Annotated in this window: 17 protein-coding genes; 14 read left to right on the top strand and 3 right to left on the bottom strand. The window is 73.4% G+C overall.

All coding sequences use genetic code 11. The features are described 5' to 3' along the window. Positions 1–108 precede the first annotated feature (108 nt). Both QQX09_RS02460 and QQX09_RS02455 read left to right on the top strand, forming a co-directional pair. Positions 109–1,116: a LacI family DNA-binding transcriptional regulator gene (locus QQX09_RS02460; protein ID WP_301131108.1), complete on the top strand. Its 1,008-nt coding sequence runs from the start codon at positions 109–111 to the stop codon at positions 1,114–1,116. 55 nt (positions 1,117–1,171) lie between these two features. Continuing rightward, the gene (locus tag QQX09_RS02455; protein ID WP_301131107.1) at positions 1,172–1,981 is read left to right on the top strand and encodes an LLM class F420-dependent oxidoreductase; all 810 of its coding nucleotides are present in this window, start codon (positions 1,172–1,174) and stop codon (positions 1,979–1,981) included. Here the strand turns inward: QQX09_RS02455 and QQX09_RS02450 are convergent. Next, positions 1,978–2,976: a LacI family DNA-binding transcriptional regulator gene (locus QQX09_RS02450; RefSeq protein ID WP_301131106.1), complete on the bottom strand. Its 999-nt coding sequence runs from the start codon at positions 2,974–2,976 to the stop codon at positions 1,978–1,980. The two genes, QQX09_RS02455 and QQX09_RS02450, sit on opposite strands and share 4 nt — an antisense overlap. Positions 2,977–3,068: 92 nt before the next feature. Here QQX09_RS02450 and QQX09_RS02445 point away from each other — a divergent pair, with 92 nt between their 5' ends. The 5 genes from QQX09_RS02445 to QQX09_RS02425 all read left to right on the top strand — a co-directional run bounded on the left by QQX09_RS02445 (position 3,069) and on the right by QQX09_RS02425 (position 8,783). After that, positions 3,069–4,703 (top strand): HAD family hydrolase, encoded by a 1,635-nt coding sequence (locus QQX09_RS02445; protein WP_301131105.1) that lies wholly within the window; start codon positions 3,069–3,071, stop codon positions 4,701–4,703. Between the two features lie 29 nt (positions 4,704–4,732). Then, entirely contained in the window at positions 4,733–5,641 is a 909-nt protein-coding gene (locus tag QQX09_RS02440; RefSeq protein WP_301131104.1) for a DUF8171 family membrane protein, read from the top strand. 63 nt (positions 5,642–5,704) lie between these two features. After that, the gene (locus tag QQX09_RS02435) at positions 5,705–7,417 is read left to right on the top strand and encodes an ABC transporter ATP-binding protein (protein ID WP_301131103.1); all 1,713 of its coding nucleotides are present in this window, start codon (positions 5,705–5,707) and stop codon (positions 7,415–7,417) included. Beyond that, entirely contained in the window at positions 7,414–8,220 is an 807-nt protein-coding gene (locus tag QQX09_RS02430) for an energy-coupling factor transporter transmembrane component T family protein (protein ID WP_301131102.1), read from the top strand. The genes QQX09_RS02435 and QQX09_RS02430 overlap by 4 nt, the downstream gene beginning before the upstream one ends. A 98-nt stretch (positions 8,221–8,318) precedes the next feature. Then, positions 8,319–8,783 carry a hypothetical protein gene (locus tag QQX09_RS02425; RefSeq protein ID WP_301131101.1) on the top strand — a complete coding sequence of 155 codons (465 nt, stop codon included), beginning with the start codon at positions 8,319–8,321 and terminating at the stop codon, positions 8,781–8,783. Positions 8,784–8,881: 98 nt separating this feature from the next. Here QQX09_RS02425 and QQX09_RS02420 read toward each other — a convergent pair whose 3' ends face one another. Then, on the bottom strand, positions 8,882–9,571 hold the full coding sequence (locus QQX09_RS02420; RefSeq protein WP_436969035.1) for a GTP pyrophosphokinase: 690 nt from the start codon (positions 9,569–9,571) through the stop codon (positions 8,882–8,884). A 219-nt stretch (positions 9,572–9,790) separates the two neighbouring features. Between QQX09_RS02420 and QQX09_RS02415 the strand changes: the two genes are divergently transcribed. From QQX09_RS02415 to QQX09_RS02405, 3 genes are all read left to right on the top strand, one after another. Then, a complete protein-coding gene (locus tag QQX09_RS02415; protein ID WP_301131100.1) occupies positions 9,791–10,744 on the top strand; it encodes a hypothetical protein in 954 nt (317 codons plus the stop codon). A 200-nt stretch (positions 10,745–10,944) separates the two neighbouring features. Next, positions 10,945–11,118, top strand: coding sequence for a hypothetical protein (locus QQX09_RS02410; RefSeq protein WP_301131099.1), 174 nt, complete (start codon positions 10,945–10,947; stop codon positions 11,116–11,118). Between the two features lie 84 nt (positions 11,119–11,202). Next, entirely contained in the window at positions 11,203–12,426 is a 1,224-nt protein-coding gene (locus QQX09_RS02405) for an LCP family protein (RefSeq protein WP_301131098.1), read from the top strand. A 14-nt stretch (positions 12,427–12,440) separates the two neighbouring features. Here QQX09_RS02405 and QQX09_RS02400 read toward each other — a convergent pair whose 3' ends face one another. Then, the gene (locus tag QQX09_RS02400) at positions 12,441–13,316 is read right to left on the bottom strand and encodes an oxygenase MpaB family protein (RefSeq protein WP_301131097.1); all 876 of its coding nucleotides are present in this window, start codon (positions 13,314–13,316) and stop codon (positions 12,441–12,443) included. Positions 13,317–13,475: 159 nt separating this feature from the next. Between QQX09_RS02400 and QQX09_RS02395 the strand changes: the two genes are divergently transcribed. The 4 genes from QQX09_RS02395 to QQX09_RS02380 all read left to right on the top strand — a co-directional run bounded on the left by QQX09_RS02395 (position 13,476) and on the right by QQX09_RS02380 (position 17,707). Beyond that, entirely contained in the window at positions 13,476–14,867 is a 1,392-nt protein-coding gene (locus QQX09_RS02395) for an O-antigen ligase family protein (protein WP_301131096.1), read from the top strand. Between the two features lie 33 nt (positions 14,868–14,900). Next, the gene (locus QQX09_RS02390) at positions 14,901–15,953 is read left to right on the top strand and encodes a zinc-dependent alcohol dehydrogenase family protein (protein ID WP_301131095.1); all 1,053 of its coding nucleotides are present in this window, start codon (positions 14,901–14,903) and stop codon (positions 15,951–15,953) included. Positions 15,954–16,098: 145 nt separating this feature from the next. Then, positions 16,099–17,073: a GmrSD restriction endonuclease domain-containing protein gene (locus QQX09_RS02385; protein WP_301131094.1), complete on the top strand. Its 975-nt coding sequence runs from the start codon at positions 16,099–16,101 to the stop codon at positions 17,071–17,073. Positions 17,074–17,182: 109 nt separating this feature from the next. Further along, a complete protein-coding gene (locus QQX09_RS02380) occupies positions 17,183–17,707 on the top strand; it encodes an alpha/beta hydrolase (protein WP_301131093.1) in 525 nt (174 codons plus the stop codon).

The following is a 17,707-nucleotide window of genomic DNA, read 5'->3' as shown; positions in this document are numbered from 1 at the left end:
TTTCAAAAGTTACGCGTGCGAGGTGGTCGCCGTCAAATCGGCAGGCCCTCCCGGGCACGGTGGAAGGTTTCAGTATCCTGGCCGCAGTCGAGTCGGGGAGGCCGTCGGGTGGTCAGCGTCAAGGAGGTCGCGGCGCATGCGGGCGTGTCCGTGGGCACCGTGTCGAACGTGCTCAACCGCCCCGACCAGGTCAAGGCGGAGACGGTCGAGCGCGTGCGCGCCGCCATCGACGCGCTCGGCTACGTGCCCAACGCCGCGGCACGCCAGCTCCGCGCCGGACGCAGCCGCAGCCTCGCACTGCTCGTGCTCGACGTGGGCAACCCGTTCTTCACCGACGTCGCGAGGGGCGCCGAGGCTCGCGCCGCGCGCGAGGGCATGAGCGTGTTCCTCGCGAACTCCGACGACTCGACCGAGCGCGAGGGCCTCCATCTCGACGTCTTCGAGCAGCAGCGCGTGGGCGGCGTGCTCATCTCGCCCGCGGGCGACGACCTCGCGCGCCTCGCGCAGATGCGCGCGCACGGCATCCCGGCCGTGCTCGTCGACCGGGAGGCGGGGGAGTCCGGCTTCTCCTCGGTCGCGGTCGACGACGTCGCCGGCGGCACCCTCGCGGCGCGCCACCTGCTCGAGACCGGCCGCCGCCGGCTCGCGTTCGTCGGCGGGCCGCTCCGCATCCGCCAGGTCGCGGACCGCTTCGCCGGCGCCTCCGCGGCGGTCGCGCAGGAGCCGGCCGCGACCCTGCGCCTGTGCGGCGCCGACGAGATGTCGCTCGACGAGGGCAAGCGCGTGGGCGAGGCGCTCGCGCCCCTGATCCGCGAGGGCCGCATCGACGGCATCGTCGCCGCGAACGACCTGCTCGCCATCGGCATCCAGCGCGCGCTGCTGTTCGCCGACGACCCGGTGCGGGTCCCCGAGGACGTCGCCCTGGTGGGCTACGACGACATCGCCTACGCCGCCTCGGCGGTGGTGCCGATCTCCTCCATCCGGCAGCCGAGCGCGCTCATCGGCGCCACCGCGGTCGAGCTCGTGCTCGAGGCCGGCGAGGGCCGGCCTGCGCGCAGCGTCGTGTTCGCGCCCGAGCTCGTCGTCCGCGAGTCCAGCGCCTCGGCCCCGGCCTAAGCCGCAACCCTCGCGATAGCCTGCCCGGAGGAACCCGCACCAGGCAGGAGCAGGCATGTCACCGACCCGACCCGTCCGTATCGCCGTCCAGATCCAGCCCCAGCACGCGCCCTACGCACGCATCCGCGAGGTCGCGGCGGAGCTCGAGGACGCCGGCGTCGACGTGCTGTTCAACTGGGACCACTTCTTCCCGCTGTACGGCGATCCCGACGGCCTCCACTTCGAGTCGTGGACCATGCTCGCGGCGCTCGCCGAGCAGACCTCGCGCGTGGAGATCGGCGCGCTCGTCAACTGCAACAGCTACCGCAACGCCCACCTCCAGGCGGACATGGCGCGGACCATCGACCACATCAGCGCGAAGGGTGGCACCGGGCGGTTCATCCTCGGCACCGGCTCGGGGTGGTTCGAGCGCGACTACGCGGAGTACGGGTACGAGTTCGGCACCGCGGGATCCCGCATCGCGGACCTGGGCGAGGCGCTGCCGGCGATCGAGGAGCGGTGGGCGCGGCTCAACCCGCCGCCGACGCGCCGCATCCCCGTGCTCGTCGGCGGCGGGGGCGAGCGCAAGACGCTGCGGCTCGTCGCCCGGCACGCCGACATCTGGCACAGCTTCTCCGACGCACCCACGCTCGAGCGCAAGCTCGGGATCCTCGCCGGGCACGGCGAGGCCGTGGGGCGCGACGTGTCCGAGATCGAGGTCTCGGTCGAGGTCGGGCGGCGCGGCATCGCGGAGGCCGAGGAGCTCCACGCGCTCGGCGCGACGCTCTTCACCATCGGCGCGGGCGGCCCCGACTACGCGATCCCCGCGCTCGACGAGTGGCTGTCGTGGCGTGACGGGCTGAACGCGACCCGCGCCGCCGGCTAGGCCGCGGGACCGGTCGAGCCCCGCACCACGAGGCGCGGCTCGAGCGTGATCTCGGCGACCTCGCGGTCGCCGTCGATGCGCGCGCGCAGCAGCCGCATCGCCTCGCGGCCCATGGCCTCGCGCGGCTGCTCGACGGTGGTGAGGGCCGGACGCACGAGCCGCCCCGCCTCCGCGTTGTCGTAGCCGACCACGCTGAGGTCCGTCGGCACCCCGAGCCCCCGGTCGAGCGCGTCGGACAGGACCGCGGTCGCGATCCGGTCGTTGCCCGCGAAGCACGCGGTGGGGCCGTCCGGCGCACCCACGCGGTCGAGCAGCCGGGCGACCCCGTCGTCGCCGGCGTCGATCACGTGCGGGGCGAGCCCCGCCGCGCGCATCGTGCGCTCGAAGCTGTCGCGGCGCGCGGTCGCCGCCGCACGGCGGGACGATGCGAGGTGGGCGATGCGGCGATGCCCGAGGCTGATGAGGTGGGAGACGGCCGCCTCCGCACCGTGCTCGTCGTGGTTGCGGACCACGCTGACGCGCCGCGGGGGAGCGAAGGGGCGCCCGACCATCACCACCGGGCGGCGCGCGGCCGCGCGGTCCAGCGTCCCGCCGTCGAGCATCGCCGAGATGACGATGACGCCGTCGACGCCGAGGTCGAGGATCTCGTCGAGCCGGCGCGCGAGCACCTCGGCCGAACCGCGGCCGTGGCCGATGATCGTGCCCAGGCCGGTCGCGTCCGCGTCCTCCTCGATCCCGTGGACCACGTCCGCGAAGTACGGGTTCGCGAGGTCGCTCACGAGCAGCCCGACCATCTGCGTGCGGCCGCGTGCCAGGCCGCGTGCCAGGGCGTTCGAGTGGTAGCCGAGCTCGTCGGCGACCTCCAGGATGCGGGTGCGGGTGGCGTCCGAGACGCCCGCGTCCCCGCGGATCGCGAGCGACACGAGGGACTTGGACACCCCCGCGGCGCGCGCGACGTCGATGATGGTCGGCGCGGGTCTCGCGGGCGTGGTCACCCTGCTGTTCTAGCAGAACGTCGGGTGAACGTCGGGCGAATTCGAGGGAACGGATCGGTGCCGGGCTGGAACGCTCCAGTAGCGTCCAGAACGTGACCCACTCGACCCTCACCGCCCCGGTCCTCCCGGCCGCCGACGCCGCCGCGGGCATGCCCCGGCCGCGTGCCCTGCTGCTCGACTTCGGCGGCGTCATCGTGACCACCGCCAAGCGCGGGACGGGCCTCGACGACGCCGCGGCGCTCGCGGCCGGGATGCTCGACCGCGGGCTCGTGCCCGTCCCGGTCGGGGACGTGCGCCGCAGCCTCGAGGCCGGCCTCACGGCCCTCACGCACTGGAAGCACGCGTCGAGCCGCCGGCTCGAGCCGCGCGAGCTCGCGCCCCGCGAGATCGTCGGGGACTTCCTCGCCGCCGAGCTGCCCGCCCGCTCCCGTGCGCTCCTCGTCGCCGAGTCCTCCGAGCTGCTCGACGCGCTCCAGACGCTCATCAGCGACCACCACCTGCGCCCCGGCGTGCGGCGCCTGCTCCAGCTCGCGCGCAGCCGGGCGATCCCGGTTGGCATCGTCTCGAACGCCCACTCCGGCCGCAGCCACCGCCGCATCCTCGCGGAGCTGGGCCTCGCCGACGCGTTCGCCGTGCAGGTGTACTCGGACGAGGTCGGCATGCGCAAGCCCAACCCCGGCATGCTCGAGCTCGCCGCCGCCGCGACCGGCGTGGCCCCGGAGCACTGCTGGTACGTGGGCGACACGTTCGACCGGGACGTGGTGGCCGCGCGCCGGGCGGGCATCGGGGCCGCTATCGTCACGCGCGACAAGCACACCGACCACCCGCCGTTCGCGGTCGCACAGCGGCCCGACGCGGTCTTCGACACCCCGGCCGAGCTGGCCGACGCCTTCGAGGCCGCCCTCGCCGCGCCGGCGGACGAGGTCGACGAGGCGCCCGCCGCATCGTCCCCGCGCGCTCCCCGCCGCGGGGCGCTGCTCATCGACCACGGCGGCGTGATCTCCGCCTCGCATCCCGACGTCGACGCGCTGCTCGCGCTCGGCGAGCACCTCTCGCGCCTGCTGTCGACGGCGGAGGCGCCGCTGAGCGCCGACGAGGCCGCGACCATGATCCGGGTCGCTCGTGAGCGTCGAGCCGAGCGCAAGGGCGGCTCGCTCGCCGAGACGACGCCGTTCGAGTTCTGGGTCGAGTGCTTCGGTGCCGACCTCGACGACCGGGCGCGGGCCGTCCTCACCGCCGAGGCCGTCGACCTCATGCACCGCTACGGCAGGGCCAAGAGCCGCCGCACGCTGCGCGCCGGGGTCGCCGAGGCGATGGAGCGGGCCCGCGACCTGGGGATGCCCATCGTGGTGGTCTCCAACACCCTGTCCGGACGCGCGGTGCGCGACGCGTGCGCCGCCCACGGGCTCGCGCCGCTCATCGGCGCGTACGTCTGCTCCGACGAGCACGGTGTGCGCAAGCCGCACGTCGGCATCGTCGAGGAGGCGCTCCGGATCGCCGACGCGGACCCCGCGTCGTCCTGGTTCTACGGCGACAAGCCCCACGCCGATGCGGAGGCCGCGCTCGCGGCCGGCATCGGCCGCCGCGTCATGGTGCGCGGCGGGGCCGTCGTCGACGACGTGCTCGACTCCGCGCTGGCCGCCGGCAAGGCGACCGACGTGGTGGACGACGCGAACGGCCTGCTCGCGCTCCTGCGACAGGTCACCCCGACCCCTGCAGTCTCCTGACACCACCCGTTCCGATGGAGGAGCTCCTCATGTCCCAGACCACCGCCCCCGACGAGCGCACCGGAAGGCTGCGCGGCACCGTCGCCGGCCTGCCCCGCGACCTCACGGGCTCGCAGAAGCTCATGGTCTTCGTGCTCTCGATGGCGCTCTCCGGCGTCGCGAACCTCGTGCTCGAGATCGTCCCCGACGTCACGATCGGCCCGGTCGACGTCTCCGTCAGCTACTTCGTGTTCGTGCCGCTCGCGCTCGTCGCGCTCCTCAACCCGTTCTGGGCCGCCCTCGGCGCCCCGATCGGCGAGGTCATCTTCGTCGACCTGCTCATGGGCGACTTCTCCGGCCTGGCCGAGGTCGAGGGCATCATCCAGATGTTCCTCGCGCTCTACATCGCCGGCTCGCTCGTGCGGAACCCGCGCAACCGCCTCCAGATCGCGATCGCCGCGGTCACCGTCGTGGTCATCGACAAGGCGCTGTCCGCCATCGTCGACCTGTCGAAGGTGTGGATCGGCGTCGAGGACGCCGAGTTCGTCGAGGGCCTGCCCGAGTCGATCCTGCTCCTCGAGGGCATCGGCTACGCGGTCGACATCCTCATGAGCGGCGTCCTCTTCGGCGTCATCCCCGCCATCTGGCTGATCCCCGCGCTCCACGGCCGCATCGAGCCGCTGCTCGGCATGCGTCCCCGCGTGCCCGGCGAGCCCATCCAGGGCTCGGCGCCGCGCAACGGCATGTTCGTCGCGATCGCGGTCGCCCTCAGCGTCGCGTCCTTCTTCTTCGCCTTCCTCGAGGCGTGGGACATCGAGCTCGGCGTCTTCGAGCCCGAGTGGCTCGACACGTACGGCCCCGGCTTCATCTGGGTCGGCATCGGCGCCGCGGCCATCGCCTTCCTCGTCGGCGTCGCGCTCGCCCGGCTCGCGCGCCGCTCCAAGGACAACGAGAACTGACAACCGCGTGCGGGCCGGGGCACGCGCCCCGGCCCGCACCGCCACTTCCAGAAGGACACGGCCATGACCGCCCTCATCGAGCTCGATCGGCTCAGCTTCCGGTATCCGGGAGCCGACCGGGACACCCTGCGCAACGTCTCCCTCACCATCGAGGAGGGCGACTTCGTCGCCGTCATCGGCGGCAACGGCTCCGGCAAGACGACGCTGTGCAAGACCTTCAACGGGCTGGTCCCGCACTACTGGGCCGGCGACTTCGCCGGCGAGGCGCGCGTCGCGGGCCTCGACACCTACGAGTCGTCGGTCGCCGAGCTGTCCGGCATCGTCGGCTACGTCTACCAGGACTTCCAGAACCAGCTGGTGCGTCCTCGCGTGCGCGACGAGGTCGAGTTCGGCCCCATGAACTTCGGCATGGAGGACTTCCAGGCGCGCGGCGCGGAGGCGATGGCGATGCTCGGCATCGACCACCTCGCCGAGCGCTTCGTGTGGCAGCTGTCCGGCGGCCAGGCGCACCTCACGGCGCTCGCGTCGGTGCTGTCGATGCGGCCGCGGATCATCGTGGTCGACGAGCCCGTCGCCGAGGTCGACCCGGCCGGCGCCCACGCGCTCTACGAACGGCTCACACAGCTGAACCGCGACCACGGCATCACGGTGGTGGTGATCGAGCACCACGCCGAGTTCATCTCGCAGTACGCCAAGTCCGTGATCCTCATGGACGACGGCGCTCCCGTGTGGCACCTGCCGGTGGCCGAGGCCGCCGCGCGCGCCGACGAGCTCGCCACCCACGGCATCCCCGCCCCGCAGATCGTCGACGCCTGCGCCGCGCTCGACGTCCCCGGCGCACCGCGCACCGTCGCCGAGGCGGCCACGCTCCTGCGCGACGCCGGCGCGGTGCCGCGCCTCGCATCGTCCCTCCGTACGGACGATGCGGCGGCGCCGCACGCGCCCGGGCGCCCGGTCGTCACCGCATCGTCCCTGTCCCACGGCTACCGCACGGTCGCGGGCGACCTCATGCCGGTGCTCCACGACGTCGACCTCGCGATCCATGCGGGGGACCGCGTCGCGCTGGTCGGCGGCAACGGCGCCGGCAAGTCGACCCTCATGCGTCTCCTCGGCGGCCTGCAGGTGCCGCGCGGCGGCAGCATCGTCCTGGACGGCGTCGACACCCGGTCCCGGTCGAGCGCCCGCCTCGCCGACCACGCCGCGTACCTGTTCCAGCGACCCGAGCAGATGTTCCTCAAGGACTCGGTGCGGGCCGACGTGCGCCTGCACCCCGCCGGACGCGGACGGCCCGACGCCGACGCGCTCGTCGACCGCGTGCTCGACCGCGTGCGGCTGACCGACCTGGCGGACCGCGACGGCCGCACGCTCTCGGGCGGTCAGCAGCGGCGCGCGACGCTCGCGATCGGGCTCGCGATGAGCCCCGCGCTGCTGCTCGCCGACGAGCCCACCGCCAGCCTCGACGTCGCCAGCCGCGACAGCGTGATCGCCATGCTCGACGAGCTGTCCGGCACGATCGCGGCGGCCGTTGTCGCCACCCACGACATGCACCTCGTCGCCGAGTGGGCGACCCGCGTGATCGTGCTCGAGCACGGGCGGATCGTGGCCGACCTGCCGCCACGCGACCTGTTCGCGGACGATGCGCTGCTCGCGCAGGCGCGGCTGGTGCCCCCGCAGATCGTCGCGCTCGGACGGGAGCTGGGGCTCGACCCGGTGCCGCTGTCCGTGGCCGGCTGGCGCGACGCGGTCGCGCCGACCCGGACGGAGGCCCACGCATGAGCCGCAAGACCAGGGACGTCCTGTCCGTCGAGTGGGTGAAGCTCGAGCTCATCCGCACCGCGTACGCGACCCGCGGCGGGCTGTTCGCGAAGATGGACCCGCGCATGGTGATCGGCTGGTACCTGCTGCTCGCGGTCGCGCCGTGGATGACCCACAACTTCACCACGATCCTCGCGCTGTTCGTCCTCACCGCCGCCAGCGCCGCGCTGGCCCGGGTGGGTCCGCTCGTGCTCGGGCTGTTCCTCTTCGGCTTCATCACCGACTTCCTCTACGCGTTCCTCGCGGCGTGGCTGTTCGGCGGCGACGCCAACACCGCCATCGCGCTGATCGAGATCAACCTCAAGCTCGCGACCGTGTCGCTCGCCTCGATCGCGGCCTTCGTGTCGCTCGACCCCGAGAAGCTCAGCACGGGGCTGCTCGCGCTCGGTGCGCCGGAGCTGCTGGCGTTCGGGGTGAGCTACGGGTACCGGATGATGCCGATCCTGTTCGAGGAGTTCGGGATCGTGTTCACCGGCCTGCGGCTGCGGTCCGCGCCGGGGCCGCGCGGCTTCCTCGGGCTGCGCGCGCTGTGGCGGTGGGGGACCTACGCCGTGCAGGCCTTCTATCCGATCTTCCTCAACACCGCCAAGAGCGTGCGGACCACGGTCGAGTCGCTCGAGACGCGCGGCTTCACCGCGAACCAGGGGCGCGAGCTGCGGATCGCGCGGCTGAGCATCGGCGGCCTCGACATGGCCGTGGTCGGGGTGACGGTGGTGGCCGTGGTGGCCGCGTTCGGGCTCGGCACGAGGTGGCCGCTGGGCTGACCCGGTCGGGCCCGCTCCCCGCGCCCCGGCGCCCCTCCGGCGGGACAATGGAGGAGGGGCATCCACCCCTCCGTGGAGTCGGAGAGAGGGTGATCGACATGGGCTCCACACTCGCAAGGATGCGGTTCACGATGCTGTGGCTGGTGGCCGGCATCGCGCTCCTCGGAGCGGCCGTGATCTTCTTCTACGAGCCGGACGTGCTCGAGGAGGCGGTCGGCGGCCAGATGGAGGGCGAGGCCGTGACCATGGGCATGGCCCTCATGATGGCGGGCATGGCGGCGTTCCCGCTCGCGCTGGCCGTCGCGTCGCTGTTCGTGCCGGGACGGGCGAACGCCATCACCAACCTGGTCGGCGGCGTCGCGCTCGGAGCCTTCGGGCTGTTCGCGGCGGGCAGCGAGCTCGGCGGGGGCGTGTTCCACGCCCACCTGCTGCTCGCGCTGGTCGGGGCGGCGACCGCATGGACCATCGCGGCGCTGAGCGTCGTCGCGTTGCGGCGGCACTCGCTCGAGGAGGCCCCGCCGGGCTCGCTGAAGCTCGAGTTCACCGCCAGGGCGAACGCCTGACGGGCGGCCGGGACGGCTCGCACCGGCCCGGCACCCGCCTCACCGGGCTCGCCGGCGCGTCGTCGTCGGCGGGCCCGTCGCATCGTCCCGCTCGGGGATCAGCCCTGCGGGCCGTGGATCTGGCGGTGCAGGCGCGCCATCCGCGCGTCGAGCTCCGCGGCCGTGCTCGCGGCCTCCCGCAGCTCGGTGGTGAGCTGGTCCGGGACCGCCGCATCGTACTTGTAGTAGATCTTGTGCTCGAGGCTCGCCCAGAAGTCCATCGCGATGGTGCGGAACTGGACCTCGACCGGGACCGACGTGCGGCCGGTCGACAGGAAGACCGGGATCTCGATCACGGCGTGCAGGCTCTGGTAGCCGTTGGGCTTGGGATGGGCGATGTAGTCCTTGACCTCGCGCACGGTGACGTCGTCCTGCTGCGTGAGCAGGGAGAACAGGCGGTGCACGTCGGCGACGAAGGAGCACGTGACACGCACGCCCGCGATGTCGGTGATGTGCGCGCGGATCGAGTCGAGGTCCCGGGCGACGCCCTTGCGCGCGACCTTCTCGAGCAGGCTCTCGGGCGACTTCACGCGGCTCGAGACGTGCTCGATGGGGTTGTAGTCGTGGAGCTCGAGGAACTCGTCGCGGAGGATCGACAGCTTGGTCTCGATCTCGCGCAGCCCGAACTCGTACTGCAGCAGGAACCGCTGGATGTCCTGACGCAGGGCCTTGACCTGGTCCGCGGTGACCGGCGGGGCGCTCGCGTGGCCGAGCGTCGCCATGGTCTCGAACGGAGTGATCTGCGTCATCGTGTCCCTGTCGTCGTCGGCCGGGGGCGGAACCGCCCCACCGTGTCTGACGCGCACCGGCGTCCTCGGGTTCCCGCGCATCCCCGGGTCGCGCATCGGCCCTGGTCGCGGGCGCGTACTGCGTCCGTGGTACGTCCAGATGCCTGCGCCCGGACGATGTGCGGCGGGTGCTGGACCGCGAGGCTGGAGGCGCCGAGAAGAAAAGAGGAGTCGACCACCATGTCCGCCCCCACCGCCCGCCGGGTGATCCCCGGAATCGTCACCCTCGGACTCGCCGCCGGCGTCGTCCTGGTCCCCAACGCGGCCTTCGCCGCCTGCAAGTCCGGCGACACCCAGAGCCGTCCCTCCACCACGACGCAGGGCCCCGGCCACGCGTTCCTGCCGGTCGCCGCGACCGTGTCCGACGAGATCGCGGTGCCCGCGATCGAGCCGACGGCCGTCGACCCCGAGCCGGTCGCGCCCGAGCCTGCCGCGGTCCCCGAGGAGGAGCGTCAGATCAGCCCCGAGCGTCTCGCGCTGCTGGGTCTGGTGCCGGAGCCGCTCCCGGTCGTCGCTGAGGAGAGCGTGGTGCCGCAGGCCATCGAGCAGGGTGTCCCGACACCGCTGCCCGCGGACGTCGAGGTGGAGCGTCAGGTGCGTCCTGAGCGTCTCGCGCTGCTGGGTCTGGTGCCGGAGCCGCTCCCGGTCGTCGCTGAGGAGACCGTGGTGCCGCAGGTCATCGAGCAGGGTGTCCCGACGCCGCTGCCCGCGGACGTCGAGGTGGAGCGTCAGGTGCGTCCCGAGCGCCTCGCGCTGCTGGGTCTGGTGCCGGAGCCGCTCCCGGTCGTCGCTGAGGAGACCGTGGTGCCGCAGGTCATCGCGCAGGGCGTCCCGACGCCGCTGCCGGCCGAGACTCCGGTCGTCGTGGACCAGCAGACCCCCATCCCTGCCACCACGACGACCGGTGCCACCGTCGTCGACACCACCGTCGACGACGTCGTCGCCACGGACGAGGACGCGCTCGCGCCCCAGTCCGAGGCTGTCGCGGAGGGCGCGCTCCTGGCAGACGCCGCCACCGCGACGACCCTGTCGCACACCGGTGTCGACGGCACGACGCTCGCCCTGGGCGGTGCGGGCCTCGGCGCCATCGTCATCGGCGGCGCGCTGCTCGCTTCCCGTCGCGTGCGCGGCTGAGGGGCCCGCGCACCCGACGCGAGGCGATGCGGGAGCCCCGGGGGAGACCCCGGGGCTCTTCGTCGCGCGGGGCGACGGCTGCACGGCCGCGCCGTCAACCGTGCCGTCGCCACATGTTCGTCCAACGTTCACGTGTTGCCCACGCCGCGCGCGTCGCGGGCCATGCAGGCTGGTGCCGACGCCGACCCGAAGGGGGAGCCATGGACACCCGACCGACGTCGCCCACCGAGCGGCCGCTCACCGACGGCGCGCACGAGATCGCCGCGCTCGCGGCACGCATCCGACAGGTCTCGTCCGAGCCCGCCGTCATGGGCCTCGCGACCAGGATCGCGCGCATCGCACAGGACATCGAGCGCGAGCACGCGACGCGCTGACGTCGACGCGTCGAAGGGGCCGGAAGCGGGCGTCCCCGGTCCGGGCTCCGGCCCGGACGTTCCAGCACGCGTTACCCTCGCACCGTGACAGACGACCGCGACGGCACCTCCGGCGCAGGCAACCCGCCGCGCCGCATGCCGCCCTCGATCCAGCCCCGCAGCGGGCAGGAGCGCCCCGGCACGGCGCGCCCGGCGCAGCCGGTACGCCGCGAGAGCGTGCGCCCGCAGCCCGCGCCCGAGCGACCGTCGACGCGCCAGCCCCAGCAGCAGGCCTACTCGACCCCGCCGGGACAGCAGCGACCCGCATCGTCCACCCGTCCGCAGGAGGCCCCGCCGGCCCAGCCGCCGGCCGCCCCCGCGCCCGCGAAGAGACGCAAGAAGCGCCACCCGGTCCGCAACACGCTCATCGCGCTGCTCCTCATCCTCGCGATCGCCGTCACGGCCTTCTACTTCTGGGTCGACTCCCGCATCAACCACGTCGATGCGCTGAGCGGCGCCAACGGCACGCCGGGGCTCACCGTGCTCATCGTCGGGTCCGACTCCCGCGAGGGCTGGGATGACGACGGCACCGAGGGCGCCCGCACCGACACGATCATGGTGCTGCACAAGCCCGAGTCCGGGCCCACCGCGCTCATCTCGATCCCGCGCGACTCCTACGTCGAGATCCCCGGATACGACCCCAACAAGATCAACGCGTCCTTCGCCTTCGGCGGTCCGCAGCTGCTGGTCGAGACGGTGGAGGGCGTCACCAACCTCACCATCGACCGGTACCTCGAGGTGGGATTCACCGGGGTGGGGGAGATCGTCGACGCGCTCGGCGGCGTCGAGCTCTGCTACGACCAGGACGTCGACGACAAGCTCAGCCGCCTCAAGTGGAAGGCGGGCTGTCACGTCGCCGACGGCGACAAGGCGCTCGCGTTCTCCCGCATGCGGTACTCCGACCCGCTGGGCGACATCGGCCGCACGCAACGCCAGCAGCAGGTCGTCGGCGCCGTCGCCGACGAGATCATGAGCCCGACCACCCTGCTCAACCCCTTCGAGCTGGTGCCGGTGGTGTCCGCGGGCCTCGACGCGTTCCGCGTGGACGAGGACGCCTCGCCGTTCGATCTGGCGCAGGTCGCGCTGGCCTTCAACTCGGCGCTGGGCGGCGACGCGGTGACCGGCACGCCGCCCATCGCGTCGATGGGCTACAGCGTCGCCGGGGTCGGCTCGACCGTCCTGCTCGACCCGGAGCAGGAGGACAAGTTCTGGCGCAAGATCGCCAACGGCAAGTTCAAGCCGGGCGCGGAGGTCGGCGGCGTCGAGTAGGCCTGCTGCGGGGCTCAGTCGACGTTGCGGGCCGGGCGGGTGGCATGCGCGCCCCAGCGGATCGTGCGCGTGACCAGCCCCGCCGCCGCGGGACCGAACGTCCGCGTCCGCCAGCGGTCGCGCCCCAGCTCCGCCCGCGCCCAGCCCGGCAGCAGCGCCACGGCGCCCGAGGCGAGCATCGCGTACGGGACCCGTGTCGCGCGGCCCACCGGCGGCTCCCTCAGCAGGAAGTCGGCCGCGTCGAGCGCCGCCTCCGACGCCTCGAGCTCCGGCCGGTAGCCCTCGATCGCCTCCCGCAGCTCCGCCACGGTCGACGGCAGCTCGGTCGCGCCGAGCCTGCGGCCCACCTCCGCGGACTGCGCGACGTAGGCGTCGCAGCCCGCCGCGTCGAGCGGGCGCTGCCCGAGGGCCTGGTGCGCCGCGAGGAACGAGTCGGCCTCCGCGACGTGCACCCACCGCAGCAGGTGCGGATCGCTGGCACGGTACGCCCGCCCGTCGGACGCCCTGCCGCGCACGCGCTCGTGGATGGCGCGGATGCGGTCGACCGTCTCCTGAGCGTCCTCCGCCGTGCCGAACGTCGTGAACGCGAGGAACGTCGCGGTCCGCGTGAGCCGCCCCCACGGGTCGCCCCGATAGCCCGAGTGCCCCGCCACGCCGGCCATCGCCAGCGGGTGCAGCGACTGCAGCAGCAGCGCGCGGAGCCCGCCCACGTACATCGACGAGTCGCCATGCACCCGACGGATCGCGCTCCCCGCCCGGAACCATCGCGGACCAGGGGTCTCGTGCACGCGTGCGCGGATCGCGGGGCCGTCGGGCCCGCCCACCCGCGCGAACAGCGCGGCGCCCATCCGCGCGCGCATGCGCTCGACGGGGCTCGCCGTGGTGGTCATGCCGTCAGTATCGCTCCCGAGCCTCCGGCGGGACGATGCGCCGCCCGGGTTAGGATGGCGCGCCGGTCTCACTCAGTCGTGAGCTGCATGCGAGGGCGGCACCGATCCGCCCTGCCGGCCGCCGACGAGTACCGTCCCTGGTAAGGAGGATCCGACCGGATGCCCACACGAGCAGTCGCGTCCTTGTACGCCCGCACCACGTCGCAGCGCGCCCGCGCCTGGGTGACGGTGTGGACCGTGGTGCTGCTGTTCTCGGGCCAGGGCTTCCGCTACCTGCTCGGGGTCCCGCTGTACTCGGTGCTCGTCGCGCTCACCGTCGCGGCCGTGGTCGTGACGTTCCGCCGGTTCCTCGGCAGCCTGCGCGTGCCGCCGCTCGTGGGCACCTTCACCGCGCTCGCGGCGCTGAGCGTGCTGTGGTCGCAGACCCGCGCCGTCACCGCCCTCGCCGCCGGTGTCCTCGCGATCACCACCTTCATCGCGGTGCTCATCGCGCGCGGCACCTCGCGCGGACAGTTCATGGCCTTCTTCTACCGCGGCCTCCAGGTCAGCCTGTTCGCCGGGCTGCTGTTCGAGATGTTCGTCGCCTTCGTGGTGCGCGCGGACCTGCCGCCGCTCGCGACGGACCTGTCGAGCATCGCGAAGGTCGACGGCGGGGGAGAGCCGATCCTGTGGTCGCGCAACAACCTGCTCGTCGGCGGCCCGATCCAGGGCTTCGTGGGCAACCGCAACCCGTTCGCCGCGATCGCGCTCCTCACCGCGATCGTCGCCGTGATCGTGCTGCTCGAGCGCCGCATCCGCCCGCTCGACGGCGCGATCACGCTTGCCGCCGCGGTGGCCGTGCACCTCCTCACCCTGTCCGCGACGGTGACCGTCGCGGCCGTGTACCTCACCGCGCTCACGGTCGCGGCGCTCGTGATCCGCCGCGTGCGGCCGTCCCTCAAGCGGCGGCTGTCGTTCGCCGTCCTCGCGTGCACCGCCATCGTCGCGGTGCTCACGCTGAAGTTCCGCGCCGAGATCTTCGCGATGTTCGATCGCGGCCCCGATGCGACCAACCGCACGATGATCTGGGACCAGGTGGTCCACTTCGCATGGCAGCGGCCCGAGGGTTGGGGCTACGTGGGCTACTGGCCCATCTGGGAGGAGCCGTACGCGACCATCGTCGACAAGGCCGGCGTGGTAGCGGCGCACGCGCACAACGCCTTCCTCGACGCCTGGCTGCAGCTCGGCCTCATCGGCTTCACGCTGCTGCTCGTCATGGTGGTGCTGTCCTTCGGCAGCGCATGGCGCCTGGTCGAGCGCGCGAGCCGCGGCGACTCCTACATCCCGCTGGGCTGGGCGCTGCTCACCGCCGCGCTCGCGCTGCAGGCCCTCACCGAGTCGCGCCTCCTCGTCGAGGGCGGCTGGTTCCTGCTCGTGGTGCTCTACTGCTCGGGGCCGGCTGTCTTCACGCTTGCGATCGTCGACCCCGACCTGGTGCGCACCGGTGCGCCCGCGGGCGACGAGGCCCACGCGCAGGACCCCGTCTCGGTCCTCACCCGTCCGCCGCTGTAGGGTCGGGCTTCCCCACCGACCCCAGGAGGCAGCATGCGCGCCACGATCATCCACGGCGAGCGGGACATCCGCGTCGAGGACGTCCCGGACCCGGTGCTGTCGACCGGGCGCGACGCGATCGTGCGCGTGGTGGCCGCATGCGTGTGCGGCTCGGACCTGTGGCCGTACCGCGGCATCACCGAGGTCGCGGTGCCCAAGCGCATCGGCCACGAGTTCGTCGGCGTGGTCGAGGAGGTGGGCGACGCCGTCGAGCACGTGCGCCGCGGAGACTTCGTCATCGCGCCCTTCTACCAGTGCGACAGCACCTGCCTGAACTGCCGCAACGGCATGACGGTGCACTGCCGGCACGGCGGCTGGTGGGGCAGCGCGACGGAGGGGCTCGGCTTCGCGGACGGCGGCCAGGGCGAGCGCGTGCGCGTCCCGATGGCCGACGGCACGCTCGCCGTCGTGCCCGGCGGCCTGCCGGACGATGCGCTGATCCCGGGCCTCCTCACGCTCTCCGACGTCATGGGCACCGGCCACCACGCTGCCGTCTCCGCCGGCGTGACCGAGGGCTCGACCGTCGCGGTCGTCGGCGATGGGGCCGTCGGCCTGTGCGCGATCATCGCGGCGAAGCGCCTGGGCGCCTCCCGCATCGTCGCGATGTCCCGTCACGAGCCCCGCCAGGCGCTCGCGCGCGAGTTCGGCGCGACCGACGTGGTCCCCGAGCGCGGCGACGCCGGAATCGCGCGCCTCAAGGAGATGTTCGACGGCATCGGCCCGGACATCGTGCTCGAATGCGTGGGCACCAAGGAGTCGATGGACCAGGCGCTGCGATCGGCGCGCCCGGGCGGCCAGGTGGGCTTCGTGGGCGTGCCCAACGGCGGACCCGAGCTGCCCGTGCGGCAGATGTTCAACACCAACGTGGGCGTCCGCGGCGGCGTCGCGCCGGTGCGCGGCTACATCGACGAGCTGCTGCCCGAGGTGCTCGACGGCCGCATCCAGCCCGGCCGCGTCTTCGACCTCGAGCTCCCGCTCGAGGAGGCCGCGCAGGCGTACCGTGCGATGGACGAGCGCACCGCGATCAAGGTGATGCTGCGGCCGTAGTCCTGCCGCCTCGCCAGCCCGGCATGGGCAGATGGTGGTCGCCTCCCGCTGATCTCCACCCCTCATGGGTAGGTCAGTGTCGTTCGGCCGTTCGATCGGGGTGTGGCGGTAGCGTTGACGGGCCCCATCTCCGACCGAGGGAACGATGCGCCTCCACACCTCCGCCCGCCTGCTCGCCGTCGTCGCGGCCACGACCCTCGCGGTCGCCGCGTGCTCGACCCCGACGGGCACGGTGTCGCCGGTCGGCGATCCGGCCCCGGCCGCATCGTCCACGGTCACGGCGGCCCCGACGGTCGCGCCGACCGAGGCGACCGCCCAGGAGAGCACCCCGCGCCCGTCCCACGGTGACGCGTACGCGGCGGCGCTGCAGCTCACGGTCAAGGGGCGGGCGCCCAAGACGGGCTACGACCGCGACGAGTTCGGCGACGGGTGGCAGGACACGGACGGCAACGGCTGCGACGCGCGCAACGACATGCTGGCGCTGCGCCTCACGGACGTCGAGATGCAGGGCGACTGCATCGTGCTCGCGGGCACTCTCGCGGACCCGTACACCGCGACGGAGATCCGCTTCCAGCGCGGGGGAGCGAGCGAGGTCGACATCGACCACATCGTGGCGCTGTCGGACGCGTGGCAGAAGGGCGCCTTCGCGTGGGACGAGGAGACGCGGGTCGAGTTCGCGAACGACCCGCTCAACCTCGAGCCGGTCGACGCGGGCGCGAACCGCCAGAAGGGTGACGCGGACGCCGCGTCGTGGCTGCCGTCGAGCACGGCGTTCCGCTGCGACTACGTCGCGCGCCAGATCGCGGTGAAGGCCGCCTACGGCGTGTGGGTCACGCAGGCCGAGCTCGACGCGATGCTGCTCGTGCTCGACACGTGCCCAGGGCAGGGGCTGCCGGCCCGCGGTGACGACCTCGACGTCGTGGTGGATCCGTCCGTGCCGGTCGCGACGGGCGAGGCGACCCCGTCGCCCACGGCGACCGCCGCATCGTCCACCGACCCGCGCTTCTCGTCCTGTGCGAAGGCGCTCGACGCGGGCTACGGCCCGTACGTCCGGGGCGAGGACGAGGAGTACGGCTGGTACCGCGACGGCGACGGCGACGGGACGGTATGCGAGCGCTGACGCGGGTGGGGAGTTGACGAGCGCCGGCCGCCGGCGGGCGAACGTGATTAATGCTGACTATTGACTTATATGGCGGGAAGCGCCCAAGATCGGAGTCGTGCACGATGACGTGACGGCCCCTCCGGGCCCCAGGATGCCTGCGGCGGCGCTCCCCGTGGCGGTGCTGCCGACGCCCGTGGAGATCTCCCGCACGGCCGTCGCGCGGCTCGGGGCCGTGTACTCCGCCCCGGCCGGCAGCCGCCCCCTCGAGCTCGACCTCTTCACGCCGGTCGGCGCGGCGGCGCGCGTGCCGGCGATCGTGTGGATCCACGACGGCGCGTCGCAGCTCGGGTCCCGGCGGCTGCTGCACGACCTGCTCGCGGCGGTGTCGGAGGCGGGGCGGCTGGTCGCGGCGGGCGTCGCGATCGCATCGATCGACTACCGGCCGTCCGGCGACCGCGGCGCGCCGGCGCGGGCCGACGACGTCCGCGCGGCCGTCCGGTGGATCCGTCGGCACGCCGCCGCGCTGGGCGTCGACCCCGCCGCGATCGAGGTCGGGGGGCCGTCCGCGTCCCTCGCCGATCGCGCCCGTCGGGGCGAGCGCCCCCCAGCTTCCTCGGCGGACGCCGAGGCGGAACCAGTCAAGGAGGACTGA

The sequence above is a fragment of the Demequina litoralis genome (assembly GCF_030418455.1).
GTDB classification, from domain to species: domain Bacteria; phylum Actinomycetota; class Actinomycetes; order Actinomycetales; family Demequinaceae; genus Demequina; species Demequina litoralis.
This window is presented reverse-complemented; position numbering and strand designations above follow the sequence as displayed.

Excerpts from the sequence above, each read along its gene's own strand:
- QQX09_RS02455 (WP_301131107.1), top strand. The coding sequence starts at position 1,172 with ATGTCACCGACCCGACCCGTCCGTATCGCCGTCCAGATCCAGCCCCAG.
- QQX09_RS02440 (WP_301131104.1), top strand. The coding sequence starts at position 4,733 with ATGTCCCAGACCACCGCCCCCGACGAGCGCACCGGAAGGCTGCGCGGC.
- QQX09_RS02435 (WP_301131103.1), top strand. The coding sequence starts at position 5,705 with ATGACCGCCCTCATCGAGCTCGATCGGCTCAGCTTCCGGTATCCGGGA.
- QQX09_RS02430 (WP_301131102.1), top strand. The coding sequence starts at position 7,414 with ATGAGCCGCAAGACCAGGGACGTCCTGTCCGTCGAGTGGGTGAAGCTC.
- QQX09_RS02425 (WP_301131101.1), top strand. The coding sequence starts at position 8,319 with ATGGGCTCCACACTCGCAAGGATGCGGTTCACGATGCTGTGGCTGGTG.
- QQX09_RS02420 (WP_436969035.1), bottom strand. The coding sequence starts at position 9,571 with ATGACGCAGATCACTCCGTTCGAGACCATGGCGACGCTCGGCCACGCG.
- QQX09_RS02415 (WP_301131100.1), top strand. The coding sequence starts at position 9,791 with ATGTCCGCCCCCACCGCCCGCCGGGTGATCCCCGGAATCGTCACCCTC.
- QQX09_RS02410 (WP_301131099.1), top strand. The coding sequence starts at position 10,945 with ATGGACACCCGACCGACGTCGCCCACCGAGCGGCCGCTCACCGACGGC.
- QQX09_RS02400 (WP_301131097.1), bottom strand. The coding sequence starts at position 13,316 with ATGACCACCACGGCGAGCCCCGTCGAGCGCATGCGCGCGCGGATGGGC.
- QQX09_RS02395 (WP_301131096.1), top strand. The coding sequence starts at position 13,476 with ATGCCCACACGAGCAGTCGCGTCCTTGTACGCCCGCACCACGTCGCAG.
- QQX09_RS02390 (WP_301131095.1), top strand. The coding sequence starts at position 14,901 with ATGCGCGCCACGATCATCCACGGCGAGCGGGACATCCGCGTCGAGGAC.
- QQX09_RS02385 (WP_301131094.1), top strand. The coding sequence starts at position 16,099 with ATGCGCCTCCACACCTCCGCCCGCCTGCTCGCCGTCGTCGCGGCCACG.